The organism is uncultured Zhongshania sp. (assembly GCF_963975605.1).
GTDB lineage: Bacteria > Pseudomonadota > Gammaproteobacteria > Pseudomonadales > Spongiibacteraceae > Spongiibacter > Spongiibacter aquimaris.
This window is the reverse complement of sequence record NZ_CAXBHN010000002.1, coordinates 299,229-317,106: the sequence shown is the minus strand read 5'-3', so window position 1 is coordinate 317,106 and position 17,878 is coordinate 299,229. Positions and strand designations below refer to the sequence as shown.

Below are 17,878 nucleotides of genomic sequence, written 5' to 3'. Positions count from 1 at the left end.
AGCCTCGTGTTGATGAACGGAAGGATTTAGCGGCAAATATGAGAAGGAACGGAAACCTTCGAAAGAACGGTGAGGTCACTGGCCTCCGGCAAACAAAGGGACTTGGCCATGCTAACTCGGCTATTAAACATACTGGGTATATCCATACGCAAGCCACGGCGTGCGATCTGCGGCGCAGTAATGGCGGAATACCTGCCCATTCTGTCCATTGGGGTATTGGTTGGCTTGGCCGGGGTGCAAAGCTATGGTCCCGCACTGCAACAGCATGTGGGAGAAATGGCCAGCCAGTTGGCCTCCAACTACTATCAGGGCTGGTTTTATCCCAAGGAGACAGCGGGCCTAGCACCGATAGGTGGTGGTAGCGGTTCCGGCGGCAGCGGTGGGCCTTCGGCGGGTGAGGGCAGTGATGGCCAGGACGGCTCCGGTGGCGAGTCTGAGGATGGCGGTGTCGGTGGTATTGGCGGCGATGATGACAACCCCGACAGTGAAGACCCTTTTAATCCCAATCCTGGTGGGGGGCAGTCCTGTGCCGCAGACACGGGCGGTGGCAGTGGCGACCCTTTAAGTTCACCCTCGGCCTCGTCAGTTGCCTCCACTAACACCGCCTTCGGCAACCCAATTGATATTGGCACCGGCAACAAATTTCAGCGGGAATTTGACTACCGTCATGCCGGTGTCACCCCTCTGGTCTTTGAGCGTTACTACAACAGCCTGCAAAGCCCCATTCGCAGTGCGCTGGGTTACGGTTGGCGCCACAGTTACAGTCGTCAACTCTTACTGCCGCGTTTACCGGCGAAGCCAGAAGACGTTACTGCCACAGTCACACCACCACGGCCATCGCCACACAGCAATACCCTCAAGATGTTGCGTGACGATGGCTCTGTTTATGTGTTTAACCAAGACGGTAAGCACTGGCAGGGCGATGGCGTGGTGGACCAACTCATTGAAGCGGGCGACGGCTGGCTTTACACCACCGTTAATGGCGTGGTGGAACACTACAATTCCCTGGGGCAGCTACAAGACGTCCGCTACCCCAATGGCATTTCCCACACCCTGACCTACGATGATGCTGCGCGCCTGGCCAGCATTACCGACAGCCGCGGCCCAGCGCTGCAACTGCACTACAAACAGGTCTGGCTGAGCCGGGTGACATTGCCCGACGGTGACCAACTGCGCTTTCAGTACAGTGATACGGGTAACCTCCATGGCTATCAGCGTAGCGGCCTAGGTCTCTGGGCCAGTGTGAGTGCGGTGTTTACCGACAATACCGCCACCTACCACTATGAAGACAGCCGCTTTGCCCATGCCCTGACCGGACTTACCGATGCTGAAGGCCAGCGCTACGCTACCTGGGCTTATGATCATTTAGGCCGGGCAGTACTCAGTCAACACGGCGAGGGTGCTGAAAAGCTTACCTTTGATTATCGCGACGATGGCACTGTTGCCATGACCAATGCCGCTGGGCGAACGACGGTTTTCCATCTCGAAGCTGCCCGGCCTGGCTACCGCCGTTTGGTCCGCGCCGATGGCCAGGCCACTCCCACCTGCCCGGAAACTCGCCAGAATCATCGCTACAATCCTCAGGGCTTTCTTAAGCTGGCGGTGGACGCCAATGGCCAAGCCACCAGCTATACCCGCAACGAGCGGGGGTTGGTAGAGCAGCGGGAGGACGGTCTCGCTAAACACGCGGGTCAATGGCTGCCAGAAGAAGGTGCCCGCCGTATTGAACATCAATGGCACCCCGATCTGCCGTTGGTTACCCAGGCTACCTACAGCACTTATATCATTGGCGAATGGCAGACCTACCTCAAACGTGAGTTTCACTACAGCGACGCAGGCCGACTACTTACCCGTACCGATACCGACCTCAGCCAACAAGAGCAGCCTTATCGCACGTATGGCCAGCAACGCACTTGGCGCTACTCTTACTATTTCACTCAAGACAATCTAGCTCAGCCCAAAGAAGTGGAAATCAATGGTCCTCTGCCAGCCCGGGATGACGGCAGCGACGACATCACCCACATTGCCTACAACCGCGACGGTCTGATCGAGTCCATCACCAACCCCCTGGGCCAGACTACCCGCCTCACCGCCTACAATCGCCACGCCCAACTAACTCAGGCCCAACTGCCCAACGGCATCGAGGTCAGCCTGACCTACGACGCATACCAGCACCTCGACACACTCACCCGCCGGGGCGGTGACCTTGCAGAAACCATCGACCTGGATATCGACCGCAACGGCTTGCTACAAAAGCTCACCCTGCCCGACGGCAGTTGGCAGCAATTTGATTACAATGCCGCAAGGCAATTGACTGGGGTGGTCAATTATAGGGGGGAGATGTTGAGCATTACTCCTTCGCCGGTCAGCGGACAATGGCAGGAGAAAACTGCTTATGATAGTCATGGCTTGCCGGTACGACAGTTCGATCGGCAACTGGATTCGCTGGGGAGGGTGATTTCCGTTTTGGGTCAATACGGCCAGCGAACCGATATCCGCTACACCAAAGGCGGGCAATTACTGAGTATGCGGAAGGAGGGTAATGACCAGCCGTCCCTTCAGCAATACGATGGCTTGGGTCGGCTCACCCAAACCCTGAATGCCTTGCAGGGTAAAACCATTATTGACTACAGTTTGCAGGGCCGGGTGGCCAGTATTACCGATGCCGAAGGCCATCAGACTCGCTACTTTTACAATGGCTTTGGCGACATAGTCATGATGCAGAGCCCCGATACGGGCGTGCTTCTGCATCATTATGATAGTGCGGGCAATAAAATTCGTACGCAAGGTGGCGCTACACTCGCTGAGGCGAGTACGGTACGTGCAAGCACAGAGTATCGTCATGATCTAGCCAGCCGTCTTGTTGCTATTGACTATCCAGATACTGGAAATGATGTTGCCTATAGCTATGACAGTACGGATGCAGAACACGGCCGAGGCATCGGGCAGCTTACCCACATCAAAGATGCCAGTGGCACCATTGATTACAGTTACGACTTCCTTGGTCGTCTGACCAACGAAGTGCGCGCTTTTACGCTCAACGGTCAAACAGCAAATTTTAGTGTGGGTTACTACTACAACCGCAAAGGTCTGTTGGACTACATACAGCTTCCCAACGGTGACCGGCAACGATTTAGCTATGACCGGGAACGCGTAAGCAAAATTTATTACCAACGCTCAGGTTTTCGGCAAACGATAATCGACAAAGTTGTTTACGCCTTGGGAGATACACCGGCGGCTTGGCGTTACGGGAATGGCGCTGAAGCAAGTGTCAACTATGATCTAGACGGCAGGTTAACTAGACAATATCTGAAAAATACTCAGTTCGACGCTCTATTGCGGCAACAGAACTATCATTACGACACGCGCAACCAGATCGAGCTCATTGATACCCACGGCATGGTGGGGGAGCCTAGCACGCATTACCGTTACGATGCGTTAGCACGTCTAGTGGCAGAGACGCCTGCCGAAGACCGATTGCCCACTAAAGAATACAAGTACGATGCCGTTGGCAATCGGCTGGCACAGCACTTATCTTTGGGTGATCAACAGGTGAGTATTAGTTCAGACTATTCAATAAAAAGTAGTCACATTAAGACATACGGCGGCACGCAATTATTACTAAGCGGAAACGGGAACACACTGATTGAGTCACATCCCCGTCTAGATCGCCGATACGTCTATAACCAAATCAACCAATTGGTCGCGGTGTACGTCAATCGGCGACTAAAATCGACCTACGCATACAATAGTTTGGGGCAGCGCACGCATAAACTTGCGATGACTGAACAGGGGCCAAAACATACCGTCTTTCACTATAATTATGATGGGCAGTTACTGGGGGAAACGATTTGGAGTCCTAGGGATGGGGTGCAGAGCAACCGTTTTTACCTTTGGTGGCAGCGTATGCCCGTAGCGATGATCGACCAGCAAGCTGAGCAAGTTCCGATCATTACCTACCTGCATAGCGACCACCTTAACACACCTCGGCTGGCCACAAATCAAGATCAAACAGCAGTTTGGCAGTGGCAGAGCGATGCGTTCGGCGTGGGGCTGCCTGATGAAGATCCTGACGGCGACGGCACTTTCACCAACCTCAATCTGCGTTTTGCCGGCCAGTATTTCGATGCGGAAAGCGGCCTGCATTACAATTACCATCGCTATTATGATCCGGAAACAGGCCGCTATACCCAAAGTGACCCTATCGGAATAATGGGGGGTGCCAACACCTTTGCCTATGCCATGGCCAACCCGGTGGCTAATACCGATCCCTGGGGCCTGTTTTTATTTGCCTTTGACGGGACGGGGAATGATCAGGGTAATCGTGCAACCTTTACCAATGTTACGCATCTACAAAACTATTATGCTCAGGGTTACTCAGTAGACGACTTCTTCTATCAACCTGGCGTTGGTACTGATGGCGATATCTGGGATGATGTGCTGGGCGGTGGCGCGGGATTGGGTTCCAGAGAGCGCGTTGATAAGGCTTTGACTAGAATTGGCACGCTATTAGAAAATGATTCGTGGGATCGTGTTATCGATATTGTCGGCTTTAGTCGTGGTGCAGCAGCGGCACGGGAGTTTTCCAATGAGGTGTTCGAGCGTATTGACAGCGATGGCTGGGGCGGTCTAGTCACTGATTGCAACCCTATTAATATTCGCTTTATGGGCCTTTTCGATACGGTGGGTTCAATGGGCCTAGCGGGCAATGGTACCGACATAGGCTATGATTTTAGTATTGATTCCCGCATTGGCCATGTCGCTCAAGCGGTTGCGTTGAATGAGCACCGCTTCTTGTTCCCCCTGTCGTCGGTGTCCCCAGTTGCAGGTGCATCCATTACCTCTGGCAATGTGGTTGAGCGGGGCTTTATTGGTGCACATTCTGATGTAGGCGGCGGCTATGCCGACAGCGACTTGTCTGATGTGGCTTTGCAATGGATGTATCAACAGGCGGTGAATGCAGGTGTGAGTCTCGGCCCGTTATCAGCAGAGCACCAAGCAGTAACAGGTCCAGTAATCCATGATGAGCGCCGCGCTGATGGATTTATGGGAGCGATTCATCCGGATGACGGAGATCGGTCGATTTATTATCCCAATGATCCCTTCAGCACTCCTAACAGGCAATGTGAACGCCGTGAACGAGGACAATGTGTGCAATGGGAGCCCATAGACCCCGCAGAGCGGCAAAAAACCGCGCCACAATTTCCGGATTTATCCGACATGATTAATGAAAACTACCAAGGCAATCGGCGGGGTACTGTCGATATGGATCAATATCGGCAGTGGTTGCAAAGCAATGTGGGCATCACCGTAAACTAAGGAATGTGTGGATGAAGTATTTTATTTTTTTCTGTGCACTTTTTTTTATTGAGGGTTGTAGTGCCTTAAATGACAAGGCTTATATTATCTACGCCGTGCATAACGACACAGGTCGGGATTTATATGAGCCTGAGATGATTAACGAAAAAGGTGAGCTCGTATTTCGGATTTATGGGGGAAATATGCCCTATGAAGATGGTTCTCATAATGGCTTAACTCAGGATGTTTTAGGTGTGCCGGAGTATTTGCGTGTACGCTGGAAAGAATACCTTGATGGCGAGTGGATAGAAAGAAAAGTCGATGTGAAGTCGGCCGTACCTAAAGGCTTTTGGGGAGATATTTACGTAAGTGTTTTGTCAGTTAATGAGGTGGAGTTGTCTTGGATAATGCAGTATAAGCATGCATATGGAATAGGGACTAAAGATTGTGGTGGCTATATTTTCGAACATTACTATGATGAGGAAACAAAGGCCACGATAGAAAAGAAAATGCTAAAGTTAAATGCTTATACGGTGCAGAAAGAAAAAGACATAAAGGCTGGGCTCGGTGATAAATACAAAACGCCGAAGTATTACGACACCGTTGAAGAGGCGGATTACCGTTGTAATATCTATTTCTACTTGTAACTTAGATTGACCAAATCATTGAATACCCTTGGTCTAGTTATCAGGGGAATGCTTTGGCTAAGCCAATTCAGTTATTGACGCCACATCCGATATATACCCAGTTGGGTATAATAGATGAGGAGAGACAGAGTGCTTACGGCGTGTTGTTTCGAGGCAGGATGCCTGAGCGTGACTTGACGGCGATACGTCAAGCAACAAACAAGGCGTGGGTTTTGGGTAGTGACCGTTTAGGGCGCAGATTGAAGCTAAAACCGGGCGACGGTCTGCGCCTTTGAGGCGAGGAGGAGATGGGAAGTCGGTAGTATTCCGAGAAAATCAAAATCAATGACTCAGACCCCATTGATAAGCGCTTGTATTTAATCGCGCTCTGCCGAGCGCCTGCCAGAATTCAAGATTCTATGCCCTTCATTAATAGCGACCGCTATTTTCTTTGATATGTCACTGCGCTCAGTCGACGTAAAGTTAATTCTTACGTCTATAGCGTTGCGCACGTAGTGGGGCTTTAGTTGATTCAATGTTATGCAAAATAGGTCTTGGAGATATTCGTGGTCGTAAGCCTTGTTGAGGCTTTGTGCTGAAAACTCTTCTTCGACCAGCGTTTCCATGAAGTTTTTTATGTCTTCATCTAAGTACATAGCAGCGCCTTGTTTTTTTTGCGGAGTAAGCTTGTTGCTATTTTGGAAGCTATTCTTGAGGGGCGCTATACGATAAAACCGAGGGGTGCTTAATGTTGCGGGCTAGTCGTCTATGCGGCCCCGCAGTGCTTTGACTTTTCCGCGTTGGGATTTGCTGTCCATGCGCCGTTTTTGCGAGCCCTTTGTTGGTTTGGTCGCGCGTCGCGGTGGCAGGGTTTTAATGGCATCTTTAATAAGGTCCCGTAATCTAGATAGGGCGTCGTCACGGTTTTTTTCTTGAGTCCGAAATTGCTGTGCTTTGATGATGATAATGCCGTCTTTGCTTATTCGTTGATCGCTTTTTGCCAGTAGTTTCTGCTTGTGAAACTCCGGTAGCGACGAGGCGTTGATGTCAAAGCGTAAATGGATTGCCGATGACACTTTGTTTACGTTTTGACCACCCGAACCCTGCGCGCGAATGGCGCTCAGTTCGATTTCGTCGTCGGGGATCGACACTGACGGCGATATACTCAACATGGCTATTTTGGTCTCCTGCGTGAAATAGGGTTGCAGTTATTCTGGTCGCTATGAAAAAGAGTGGCACTTTACAGCGCGCCACCGGGCCTATTGTAGCAGATAGTGATGATTATCTCGGCGGTGTTGTGACATTGGCGGTGTCGCGCTCCAATTTGGCAAATTTGATCTAGTGTGAAATAGGGGGTGTTTTAATCATCAAAGCGCAAAAAATTTGTGATGTCCGTCACGACTTACTATAGGTGTTATTACGTACGATGATTGCGTGGTTACAACAGAAGAGCTTAGTGGTTGTGTTAACTTCAAGCTTAATTCGTAGTATGACAATGTAGGGAAATAATAATGACCAATACTAAAAAACTTGCAGCAGCAGTAGCCTTAGCGTCAATTTCGTCTTTTAGCTTGGCCGGCCCTTTGGCGCCAGTCATTGGGATTTTAACTCAAGTCGATAATCAGCTTGGTGGCTTGACCGGTGGTGCTGGTGGGTTGCCGGGGCTGGGTTCGCTACCGGTAGATCCTTTATCGTTGCTTGGCGACTTGCCAGTTTTGGGTGGCGGCTTACCCGGCTTAGACGCTCTGCCGATTAATCCGACAACATTGCTTGGTGGTGGATTACCTGGATTAGACGCATTGCCTGTTAATCCACTTGCACTTCTTGGTGGAGCAGGTGGCTTACCTAGTTTACCGTCTTTGGGCGCCTTACCCATTGATCCACTGAGTTTGTTGGGTGGAGCCGGCGGCTTGCCCGGTTTAGATATCATTCCAATTGATATTCTCGGTGTGGTCGGCAATGGAAGCATACCCGGTTTAGATGCTTTACCTGTCGATATTTTAGCGATTATTCCACTGTAAATTCTTTACTCGGCAAAAAAATGCCAGAGCTATGCTCTGGCTTTTTTTGCACATGATTTTGCGAATGTTTATCGAGGCAATTTGATTTCTGCGCAGACGCCACCAAGCCGCGAATCTTTGAAGCTGATCTCGCCATCGTAACTCTGAATAATATCGCTAACAATCGCTAGCCCGAGACCTTGGCCTTGCCCGTATTGGTCGCCGCGGCTGCCTCGTTGCAATAATTCCTCCCGATATTCCTTAGAGATACCCGGACCGTCGTCGTCAATACAGATTACTGTGTGCCCGTCGACGGTATGGGAATGTATGGCGATAGCAGCAGTGCAGGCTTTGCTCGCATTGTCGAGAAGGTTGCCGAACATTTCCATTGCGTCTTGTTCGTCAACTGCGATTACCAATGACGGGTCTAATGTTATTTCAAATTGTGGAGATTTATCTCGATGAACTTTAGCTAGTGTATTACACAGGCGTTCAATTAATGGACGCAGTTGTATGCGTCTGCTTAGGTTTTGTTTGCCACTGCTTACCGCGCGTTTGAGTTGGTAATTGATAATGTTGTCCATGCGGTCGATTTGTTCCCCTGTGGCGGGGTCTTTTGCGCCACTGCCTTTTAGTATGGCAAGCGGTGTTTTAAGGCTGTGGGCAAGATCTGCAAGGGTATTTCTATAGCGCTCTCGCTGCTTTTTTTCTTTGTCGAGCAATTGGTTTAAGTTATGGGTAATGCCCTGTAGTTCGCGAGGATAGTTTGGTCGGAGTTTTGTGGAGTCGCCACGCTCTAATAATTTTAGATCAATTGCTAATTCGCGCAGTGGCCGCAGTCCCCAGTATAAAATGAGCGCAGTGACTATCAGGGATATTGTCAGTACTAAGCCGAGCCATAGACTTAATTGATGTTGGAATTTTCTACGCTCGTTAATGAGTGGGCTTTGACTTGAGTAGAGTGAAAAAAGTAAGGGGACTTCGCGATCATCTTCGGTCTCCCAAATAGCGTGGTACTGAAATACAAAGAAGGGTTCCTTGTCTACGCGGGCCTCACTAAATAATTCCTGACCGCTACGTGGTGTGCTTTCGGGCGCTGGTAGGGGAATTGTTTCGCTGGATACCGATTGCCATAGTGGCGTGCCATTGCGAAGTCGAATTTGCGCATAGAGGCCGGAGCGAAACTGCCAAAATCTTGGGTCTTTCAATCGGTCACCCATATCAATGGTGCCGTCTTGCCACTCGATTGCGCCGAGTAGACCGAAGAATTGGAGTCTGAGTTGATCTTGTTCGGCGCTGACTAAGCTCACGGTATGCGCGCGATCTATTGCGATACCAGTTGCTCCCAACAGCAGTGCCATGAGGCTAAGGCTGGCAACAATTAGTCGCCTGGTAATTGACTTGCCGCGCCGCTCCCACATTTAGTGCTGGGTTTCACTTAGCTCAAAGCGATAGCCGCGACCGCGCAGGGTCGAAATGGGCTTAAGCGCGTTATCCGGGTCAATTTTTTTCCGCAAGCGCGCAATAAATACTTCGATCACATTGCTGTCGCGATCAAAATCCTGATCGTATAAGTGTTCTGTTAAATCGGTTTTTGAAACGACTTGCCCGCTGCGCATTGCAAGATATTCAAGGGCATTGTACTCGTACGCCGTTAGTTCGACGGCGGTATTGTTTAGCAGCGCACGCTTTGCACCGGTATCGATGGTGATGCAACCAAATTGCAATTGTGGGCTGGCAAAACCTGCGGAGCGACGGATCAGGGCATTGGCTCTGGCCATCACTTCCTCTATTTGGAACGGTTTCGCCACGTAGTCATCGGCTCCAGCTTCTAGACCCTCGACCTTGTCTTGCCAGCGATCTCTGGCGGTGAGGATTAAAACAGGGAATTTGCGACCCTCTTTGCGCCACTGCTTAATAATACTTATGCCATCAATGCCGGGAAGGCCTAGGTCTACCACCGCTAGGTCGTAGGGGTTTTCTTGGCCGAGAAATAAACCCTCGTTGCCATCTGCCGCCGTATCACAGGCATAGCCTGCACGCTCAAAATTACGGTGTAGTTGCTCGAGCAGTAAACTTTCATCTTCGACTAGCAGAATACGCATGGTTCAATTCGCTCAATCATTAATAATGACATTTTTAATCTTGCCGTTATCCTGCAGTATGCGAACACTGTAGGCCGTACCGTTACCGCTGTTAATTTTTTTGGCTCCGACGGCGCGGCCACCATAGCGTTGCTCGGCAATTGAAATTGCCTCATTCACGCTTAGTCTGCTGCGGCCGCGATCATCCAAGCGCTCAACTTTGCCCCGGTCGGGCAGACCTAAGCGACCACCTAAGTTACCGAGCGGATTGGCATTGCTGTGCACCGCGATTACGGCTGCAATGAGAAAAATGGATATTCGCATTGGTAGTTTACGTTGCGAAGTAAGGTTCATAGAACTCCCAAACATCTACATTAACCACGGGGTGTGATGTTCACCTCGATTTCGATCTCCCTACCCGGATTATAGGGCAAGCGGGTGTGATAAATCTCGCCTTGGTAGCGATAGCTTACATCATAGCCAACAACTTCTTCTCGCCACTCTTGGTGATGCTGTGTTTCACAGCGATCGATGGTTTCGTAGTGACTGCCGCCACGGCCTCTAGAGACGTCTGCTGCGACTGTTGCGCCAAGAACCGCGCCGACGACGGCGCCAACCCGCTTGTTACTTTTATGATGCCCGAGCTCGTTGCCGAGTGCACCGCCGATAATGGCGCCAAAGATCGGTGCAGAGCTGCTGCGCTCGTGGACGACGGCTTCTTCGCGCCAGCATTGTTCCGTCGGTCTGGTGTATGAGATCCGTTCGTAGATCGCTTGCACATGGGTAACTTGTGCATACTGTGTATGTCGTACACTGTCTCTGCGGTGATCAGCTAAAACCGAGGTGGAGCAGACGAGAATCAGCGGGATAACGGTATGCTTGAACATGGCATATACTCGAGAACTATTGGTAGTATCCAGCATAGAGCCCTTTGGCTTAACTAAAGCTGAACCATATACACCCCATGTGCATTTTAATAATATTTAGGAGAAGTCGGTGAAACTATATACCTATGCTTTAGCACCAAATCCGCGCCGAGTGGGTTTAATGATGAAATACAAGGGTATCGAATTAGAGACCCAAGAGATTGATTTGGCGGCGAAGGAGCAGTTTTCCCCGGAATTTAGTGCGGTAAATCCGCGTTTAACTTTGCCTAGCTTGGTTTTTGACGATGGCGCGATCATATCCGACACTATCGCGATTTGCCTGTATTTGGATGAGGTCTATCCTGGAGCCTCTGTGTTTGGTCAATCGAGTTTAGAGCGAGCACACGTTATTGGGTGGTGCCACCGCATCTTTTTTGAAGGTTTTTCCGCTGTAGCAGAGGTACTGAGAAATAAAGGTGATGCCTTTAAAGATAGTGCTCTACCTGGGCCTTTAAAAATACCTCAAATTGTTGAGCTGGTTGAGCGTGGAAATCTGCGTATTTCAGCCTTCTTTGAGGCAATGAATGATGAAGTAAGTAATCGAAATTATTTGGTGGGTGATTCATTGACCCAGGCCGATATTGATCTCTATGTTGTGCTGGGCTTTTGTGGCTGGGTACGGCGTAAAATTCCGGAAAATTGCCCCGAGCTCCAAGACTGGTATGACGCTAAAAAAGCGTTTTTTGGCGAATAAATAGAGATAAGGCGAAACCAACGTTCCGCCTTATCTATGTTGCCCTTATAAGCCAAAAAATACTTTCACTCGCGTATTGAACGCGGGCTCATAGTGGTGGCCACAATGCCTACTATGCACGTGTCGTGAATAGTAATGCTTGTTGTAGTGTCTGCCGTGGTAGTAGTGATGACGGTCATTGTAGTATCTATCGCCGTGATGATAGCCGTATTTTTTGTAGTGTTTGATGTGGCCCTGATGGGGTGCTTTGCCGTGATACTGATAGCGTGCGTCAACGTGGGCGCCACTGCGATGATCAGCGAAAGCACTATTTGCTGCGAGGCCTAAGCTAGCAATAAGAATTAAGGCTTTTGTCAGTTTCATAATGACGCTCCTGTGAATGAATACAGGGTCATAGTCACATAGCTTGCCTGAACGATTCCTTAATAATGGCCGTATTGTAAACACGGTGTTTCTACATAATAATAGTGTTGCTATAAAAATGATATTATACAACAAGGAAGGGTAGCTGATGCCAATTTTTGCCTCGCTTGAAATAGCGGTTTTTATGAGAGTTTGTCTTCTCCTTGTTGGCGTTTTCGGTGTAGTGCTTGCACAGGCTGAGGACTCTTCATCTGTGAAAATATCTGGTAGTGATCTTAACCGTGGCGAAGTTCGCCAACCCTGCTTGAATCGCGATCCTCAGCGCCAGGTTTTTTTCGGCGACACCCATGTCCATACCAAATATTCATTAGATGCCGGCACGCAAGGTACCCGCACATCACCAGCTGATGCCTATCGCTTTGCTCGCGGCGCGGAGATTGGAGTGCAACCGTGGACTGCGGACGGCAAAGCGCTGCGTCATTTGCGTTTGGACCGACCTTTGGATTTTGCCGTCGTCACCGATCACGCAGAGTTATTTGGTGAAGTTGAAATTTGTCAGGTTCCCAGCTTTGAGGCTTACAGCAGTTGGCAATGCAAAATTTATCGAGAGGCTCCTCGGCTAGCCTTTTTCCTTTTTAATACCCAGTCTTCTCGCGGTAAACGCCTTGGTATGTGTGGGGCGAATGGTGACTTATGTCGAGATGCGGGGCTGAGGCCTTGGCAGGAGATTCAACAAGCCGCTGAAGATGCATATGATAGAAGCGAGAATTGTGAATTTACCAGCTTCGTCGCCTATGAATGGACCGGTGCTTCGGCAAATCTTGCAAATTTACATCGCAATATTCTCTTTAAAAATAAGCAGGTCCCAGCGTTACCCTTAAGCTTTGTTGATACGCCTTCGGCACCGTTGTTGTGGGATGCGCTTGACCGTGAATGTGTCAATGCCGGAACAGGCTGCGAGGTGCTCGTTATTCCGCACAATTCAAACCTGAGCGATGGCTATATGTTTAGTTTGGCTCGCGATGACGGTAAGCCAATTACCGTTGCCGATGCAAAGCAACGGGCGCGTTTGGAGCGCTTGGTTGAAGTAATGCAGCACAAGGGTAGCTCGGAATGTTATTACGACCCCTTGAACAGTGCTGATGAACTGTGCGCTTTTGAGCAACTACCCTACAGCAGCTTTTCCGATAAATTTATAGGTAAAATTCTGCCGTTCGTGAGCAAGGCACCGCAGCCAAATGGGGGCTTCATTCGCGAAGTACTGCGCGATGGGCTTGAGCAAGAGCAGCGTTTAGGGGTAAACCCATTTAAGCTGGGGTTTATTGCCAGCTCGGATACGCATATTGGCGCGCCCGGCGCGGTTGCTGAAAAGGGCTTTTTGGGCCATGGCGGTGCCGGTGTGCCCGTTGGCGATACGGTGCCGGAAGGCTTGCCCGACGATTTAGAGTTTAATCCAGGTGGTCTCGCGGCGGTGTGGGCAGAAGAAAATAGTCGCTCGTCGTTGTTTGAGGCCATGCAGCGCAGGGAGACGTATGGGACCAGCGGCCCACGCATCAGCTTACGGTTTTTTGGCGGTGATGCCTCACTGCCAGAGGATATTTGCGAGCGCAGTGATTATGTCGCTCAGGGCTATGATCACGGTGTTGCAATGGGCGGTGATTTACTTTTGGACGAAGACGCTGAAGCGCCGGTGTTTACGGTCTTTGCAAAAATGGATGCAGGTCGCACTGGCACGCCGTTGCAGCGAATTCAAATTATAAAGGGCAGCGTCGGCAAAGAAGGTCAGCGCGACGAAGTTGTGATCGATATTGCTGGTGATACCGACAGTAGCGCCGGTGTGGATTTACAAAGTTGCGAAACGCAAGGTAGCGGGCATCCCCAGCTTTGTGGTCGCTGGCAAGACCCTCAGTTTGATCCAACAGAAAATGCTTACTACTACGCGAGAGTGCTAGAGAACCCTACATGTCGCTGGAGCCAGCAAATATGTATTGCGGCAAAAATTGATTGTGAAAATCCCGACACGATAAAGCCGGGATATGAGCAGTGCTGTTCGGCGGCGCATCGGCCTGTTATTCAGGAGAGGGCGTGGTCATCGCCAATTTGGTATTCGCCGAGTGAAGACATGAGCGAGGAGGTTACTAAGGCCGGTGTAAAAAATGAGAATGTCACGGCCGAGGTCCAACCTTGAGGCAGCTAGTACGGTCACGGCTGCTGCATTTTATTATTATTGGTTTCGTTTTGTATGTCGTTAATGGCCATGTTGAGCGTCAAAACCAACGCGTATTGACGTGTCTGACGCCGTCGCAGAGGACGGTATTAGCAGCTGATTGGGCTCAGGTTGCTGGTCGCGCGCCAACCGCGAATGAATTGTCGCAATTAGTAAATGTCGCCTTAGATGAGCAAATGCTGGTACGCGAGGCAATGTTGCAGGGCTTGCATAAATCTGACCAAGTTATTATTCAAAGGCTGCTGCGGGATGCGGATTTCCTGGGTATTAAAGGTGATAGCCAAGACAAAATTGATGCAGTGTTGGCTATGGATGTCGCGGCTGGCGATGAAGTCGTGCGCCGCCGATTGATACAACTTATGCAGCATGAGAGTGCGCTTAATTTACAGGGCCTTTCACCGTCAAAAGAAGAGCTGGATACGATTTATACCCAGAGGCCAGATCTTGGGATGGTTCCTCTGCGGCTAAGTTTTGAGCATGTCTACTTTGATTCTAGTCGCAGCAACGCGCGCGTACGCGCTGAGCAGATGTTGCGTGAGAACACGCAAGATAGTCGGCGCGGCGATGTATTTTTAGATGGGAATCATTTTTCTAATCTAAACCGCGTAGCTATTACCTCAAAATTTGGTGAGGATTTTAGTCTCGCGCTGGCCAGTTCGGCGACGCCGATTGGTTCGTGGTTTGGCCCGCTGCAATCGGCCTACGGATTTCACTTGGTTCGTATTAACAATAGGAATAAAGCTTACCGCTTGCCTTTAAATGAGTTACTACCTGAGCTCGAGGAAATATGGCGGCGAGAACGTCAAGCGCAGGCTTGGAATGTCTACGTCGAGGAATTGCGTGACAACTACAAGGTGGATTGTCATGCGAAGATTTAGTGTGCTTTTCGTACTGCTATGCCTGATGAACAATGTGAATGCCCACAAGCTGGCGCCATCGCTTCTTGAGTTGAGGGAGCTGCCTGGCGGATTGATAGGCCTTTGGTGGAAAACGCCGGTGTTGGCCGCGAAGGTGCCGACGGTAGTTTTACCTGAGTCTTGTCAAGTTATCGACCGTCAGGATCAGGCTGTGAGTGAAGGTGCAATTGAGCAGCGGTATTCAATGTTGTGCCATAAGTCGACTGCATCACTCGAGTTTGCAATAGAAGGGCTTACTGCATCCCGCTCGGCGGCTTTATTGCGTTGGTATGGTATAAGTGGAGACGAGCAGCAAGCCTTGCTTAGCTCTGATGAAGATCGCTTTTCACCCGCTATGCAGGACAGTGGCGGGTCGGCAATATTCCAGTTCACCAGCTTAGGCTTTAAACATATTCTTATTGGGCTTGATCATCTGCTATTCGTATTGGGTTTGCTGTTAATAGCTAGCAACCGTTATCAACTTTTGGCCTGGATCAGCGCTTTTACGGTGGGCCATAGCATCACCTTGTTTTTGGTTAGTATTGGTTTAATCCCCCATTGGCCAAACTTAACCGAGTGGCTTATTGCGGCCAGTGTTTTAGTGATGGCGCTGTACGCCGGTAAATCGGTGGCGGCTAGCGATACTAAGCTAGGTGGTAAGTGGTTTATCGTTTTGGTAGGCGCTTTTGGCTTGTTGCATGGATTGGGGTTTGCGTCGGTCCTAGACGAACTCACTGTGTCTAGCACCGATATATTGCCGGCATTGCTGGGCTTTAATATTGGTATTGAGCTGGGTCAGATCTTTTTTATCGCCATGGTTGCGGCGCTCTTACTCGCCGTTCGGCGGACTCTAGCTACTATGCCTTTGCGGCGTGTGGCGCTATTGTCTGGCGCTCAGACGGCAACAATATACGTGATGGGGTCGGTGGCGGTGTTCTGGATGATTGATCGTGGCCTCAGTTTGTTTGAGGCCACGTTTCGCAGCATTTATTAGAGTGGTTGAAACGTATTACGGCTTCTGTGTCGCGTCGACATCATTCGCTTTCTTCGCCACAGGTGGCTTGCCGGGGTAATTTTTCATTTGAATGAGCGGGTGGAAGGCCAGTTCTATGCCTTCATCGATATTGTTGCTGCGACTGAGAATTTTTTTGCGTCGCACAAATCCCTTGTCAGATTTGCGGGAGTCGATGCCGTGCAGGGTATCTATGCCGCCGCGGCTGGAAAATAAAGGTTTGCCTTCGGTGGTGTAAATCGTCACAACCAAGGATGCGCCCTTAATTACCTGAGTCCAATTGAAGTCTGTCGGAACACTGGATGTGGCTCCTTCGGTAGCCGGCTCACGTGTTACGCCGTACCAACGTGCATAATGCTTCATGCCTGGACTGTGTTGCACGTCGTGCTCAATAAGGTCGGTAAATATCACGGCATCAATGTCTTTTTGGGATTGCAGGCTCTCTAGCGTTGCAGCCATTACCCGTTGCCAACCGGCGGTGTCTACTTTACCGGTGGTTGGGTCGTAAAAATTTCCGTAGCTTAGCAAGGCCTGCTGCCATGCGTTGTCGAACAGGTGACTAGGGGCAAGTGTCATGCCATTCGCTTTTAGGTAGTCTTCGACTAGTCCATCTACCTTGTCGACACTGTCACGCAACACTGAACGGGTCGGTTCCCCGCTGATGTTTACTGTTGCAAGAATGACTTTCTTAAGTGGTTTTTGTTGAATGTCTTCACGACTGATAAAATAGTCGTAGGCGGTAGGATTAAAATCAGTTGAACTACAGCCTGTGGCCATAACCGCGCCGATAAGCGTCAAGATAAGTAGATATAGTCGCACAATAAGCCCTTTTTTATTAAAAATGCCTGCGCATTCTAGCAATGGCGAAAGACGATGAGAAGCGAACATATGCCCAGAGCAGTGCAGTTACATACCGAAGTGAGTGGAAGTGGGCCTGTTAGCGTTGTTTTGCTACACGGTTTGTTTGGCTCAGCGAGTAATTTAATGTCTGTTGCTCGCAGCCTTGAAAGTCATTTTACGGTTGTTCGCATGGATCTGCGCAACCATGGTAAATCTGCCCACAGCGATCAAATGGATATTCCGGTGATGGCGGAAGACGTTATTGCTGCAATGGATGTGCTGGAGATGCCATGTGCGCATTTTCTGGGACATTCCCTCGGTGGCAAAGTTGCAATGCAAGTGGCAATAACTCATCCAGAACGGGTGAAGCGTCTCATTGTTGCTGATATCGCACCGGTGCGCTACGGACGTGGGCACGATGCAATTATTACTAGCTTGCTAGCTCTGGAATTGCGGTCACTTAAAAATCGTGAGCAGGCTGATCAGCTGTTGACGAAGTCGGTGCCAGAAGTCGCGATACGTCAATTCTTACTCAAAAACTTAATGCGCGACGGCAAAGACGGTTGGGCGTGGCGGATGAATTTACCTGTTATCGCAGAGCTGTACGATAATTTGCGCGACGCACCCTCAGCCGAACCTTTTGACGGGCCAACCTTGTTTATTCGCGGTGAGCTGTCTGGTTACATACGTGACGAAAATCGTGCGCCAATGATGCGTCAATTTCCGAATATGTACTTTGAAACCATCGCCAATGCCGGTCATTGGCTGCACGCTGAGTATCCGCTTATATTCAATGGCTTAGTTAATGAGTTTTTACGGGCAGACGGGGCGGCGTAATCGACTTTTATTATCGGTGCTTAAGAGTGGGTGTCATCTTGCTGTGGTAAAAAGGGCGAATGTCGAGGCGAGGAG

At 50.0% G+C, this 17,878-nt stretch carries 17 protein-coding genes; 9 read left to right on the top strand and 8 right to left on the bottom strand.

The features are described 5' to 3' along the window. The first annotated feature begins 108 nt into the window (after nucleotides 1-108). The 3 genes from AAC007_RS03775 to AAC007_RS03765 are packed head-to-tail and all read left to right on the top strand — an operon-like array spanning nucleotide 109 to nucleotide 6,220. Nucleotides 109-5,319, top strand: coding sequence for a DUF2235 domain-containing protein (locus AAC007_RS03775; protein ID WP_339674660.1), 5,211 nt, complete (start codon nucleotides 109-111; stop codon nucleotides 5,317-5,319). An 11-nt stretch (nucleotides 5,320-5,330) separates the two neighbouring features. Next, entirely contained in the window at nucleotides 5,331-5,945 is a 615-nt protein-coding gene (locus AAC007_RS03770; RefSeq protein WP_339674659.1) for a hypothetical protein, read from the top strand. Between the two features lie 53 nt (nucleotides 5,946-5,998). Beyond that, nucleotides 5,999-6,220, top strand: a complete 222-nt coding sequence (locus AAC007_RS03765) for a hypothetical protein (protein ID WP_339674658.1) — start codon at nucleotides 5,999-6,001, stop codon at nucleotides 6,218-6,220. Between the two features lie 81 nt (nucleotides 6,221-6,301). On the opposite strand, the gene AAC007_RS03760 is transcribed toward AAC007_RS03765, so the two are convergent. Together AAC007_RS03760 and arfB are read right to left on the bottom strand one after the other, a co-directional pair. Beyond that, entirely contained in the window at nucleotides 6,302-6,580 is a 279-nt protein-coding gene (locus tag AAC007_RS03760) for a late competence development ComFB family protein (protein ID WP_339674657.1), read from the bottom strand. A 102-nt stretch (nucleotides 6,581-6,682) separates the two neighbouring features. Further along, nucleotides 6,683-7,096: an alternative ribosome rescue aminoacyl-tRNA hydrolase ArfB gene (arfB, locus tag AAC007_RS03755; RefSeq protein WP_339674655.1), complete on the bottom strand. Its 414-nt coding sequence runs from the start codon at nucleotides 7,094-7,096 to the stop codon at nucleotides 6,683-6,685. 339 nt (nucleotides 7,097-7,435) lie between these two features. Between arfB and AAC007_RS03750 the strand changes: the two genes are divergently transcribed. After that, complete coding sequence (locus AAC007_RS03750) at nucleotides 7,436-7,945, top strand: hypothetical protein (protein WP_296435367.1); 510 nt, start codon at nucleotides 7,436-7,438, stop codon at nucleotides 7,943-7,945. Between the two features lie 68 nt (nucleotides 7,946-8,013). Here the strand turns inward: AAC007_RS03750 and AAC007_RS03745 are convergent, their stop codons facing one another. The 4 genes from AAC007_RS03745 to AAC007_RS03730 are packed head-to-tail and all read right to left on the bottom strand — an operon-like array spanning nucleotide 8,014 to nucleotide 10,895. Continuing rightward, on the bottom strand, nucleotides 8,014-9,285 hold the full coding sequence (locus tag AAC007_RS03745) for an ATP-binding protein (RefSeq protein ID WP_339674653.1): 1,272 nt from the start codon (nucleotides 9,283-9,285) through the stop codon (nucleotides 8,014-8,016). A 60-nt stretch (nucleotides 9,286-9,345) separates the two neighbouring features. Further along, nucleotides 9,346-10,029, bottom strand: coding sequence for a response regulator transcription factor (locus AAC007_RS03740; protein ID WP_219041672.1), 684 nt, complete (start codon nucleotides 10,027-10,029; stop codon nucleotides 9,346-9,348). A 12-nt stretch (nucleotides 10,030-10,041) separates the two neighbouring features. Continuing rightward, nucleotides 10,042-10,362, bottom strand: a complete 321-nt coding sequence (locus AAC007_RS03735; RefSeq protein WP_219041671.1) for a PepSY domain-containing protein — start codon at nucleotides 10,360-10,362, stop codon at nucleotides 10,042-10,044. A 20-nt stretch (nucleotides 10,363-10,382) separates the two neighbouring features. Further along, the gene (locus AAC007_RS03730) at nucleotides 10,383-10,895 is read right to left on the bottom strand and encodes a glycine zipper 2TM domain-containing protein (RefSeq protein WP_339674652.1); all 513 of its coding nucleotides are present in this window, start codon (nucleotides 10,893-10,895) and stop codon (nucleotides 10,383-10,385) included. A 109-nt stretch (nucleotides 10,896-11,004) separates the two neighbouring features. Here AAC007_RS03730 and AAC007_RS03725 point away from each other — a divergent pair, with 109 nt between their 5' ends. Then, nucleotides 11,005-11,628 carry a glutathione S-transferase family protein gene (locus AAC007_RS03725; protein ID WP_339674651.1) on the top strand — a complete coding sequence of 208 codons (624 nt, stop codon included), beginning with the start codon at nucleotides 11,005-11,007 and terminating at the stop codon, nucleotides 11,626-11,628. A 45-nt stretch (nucleotides 11,629-11,673) separates the two neighbouring features. Here the strand turns inward: AAC007_RS03725 and AAC007_RS03720 are convergent, their stop codons facing one another. Continuing rightward, nucleotides 11,674-11,991, bottom strand: a complete 318-nt coding sequence (locus AAC007_RS03720; protein WP_339674650.1) for a hypothetical protein — start codon at nucleotides 11,989-11,991, stop codon at nucleotides 11,674-11,676. Nucleotides 11,992-12,139: 148 nt separating this feature from the next. On the opposite strand from AAC007_RS03720, the gene AAC007_RS03715 reads away from it, so the two are divergent. From AAC007_RS03715 to AAC007_RS03705, 3 genes are read left to right on the top strand one after another with little or no spacing between them, the layout of a single operon-like run. Next, the gene (locus tag AAC007_RS03715; RefSeq protein WP_339674649.1) at nucleotides 12,140-14,179 is read left to right on the top strand and encodes a DUF3604 domain-containing protein; all 2,040 of its coding nucleotides are present in this window, start codon (nucleotides 12,140-12,142) and stop codon (nucleotides 14,177-14,179) included. Then, entirely contained in the window at nucleotides 14,176-15,096 is a 921-nt protein-coding gene (locus tag AAC007_RS03710; RefSeq protein ID WP_339674648.1) for a peptidylprolyl isomerase, read from the top strand. Before AAC007_RS03715 ends, AAC007_RS03710 begins: the two co-directional genes overlap by 4 nt. Next, the gene (locus tag AAC007_RS03705; protein ID WP_296435358.1) at nucleotides 15,083-16,108 is read left to right on the top strand and encodes a HupE/UreJ family protein; all 1,026 of its coding nucleotides are present in this window, start codon (nucleotides 15,083-15,085) and stop codon (nucleotides 16,106-16,108) included. Before AAC007_RS03710 ends, AAC007_RS03705 begins: the two co-directional genes overlap by 14 nt. A 15-nt stretch (nucleotides 16,109-16,123) precedes the next feature. Here AAC007_RS03705 and AAC007_RS03700 read toward each other — a convergent pair whose 3' ends face one another. After that, entirely contained in the window at nucleotides 16,124-16,903 is a 780-nt protein-coding gene (locus tag AAC007_RS03700) for a hypothetical protein (RefSeq protein WP_296435357.1), read from the bottom strand. 96 nt (nucleotides 16,904-16,999) lie between these two features. Here AAC007_RS03700 and AAC007_RS03695 point away from each other — a divergent pair, with 96 nt between their 5' ends. Further along, nucleotides 17,000-17,803, top strand: a complete 804-nt coding sequence (locus tag AAC007_RS03695) for an alpha/beta fold hydrolase (protein ID WP_339674646.1) — start codon at nucleotides 17,000-17,002, stop codon at nucleotides 17,801-17,803. Nucleotides 17,804-17,878 lie beyond the last annotated feature (75 nt).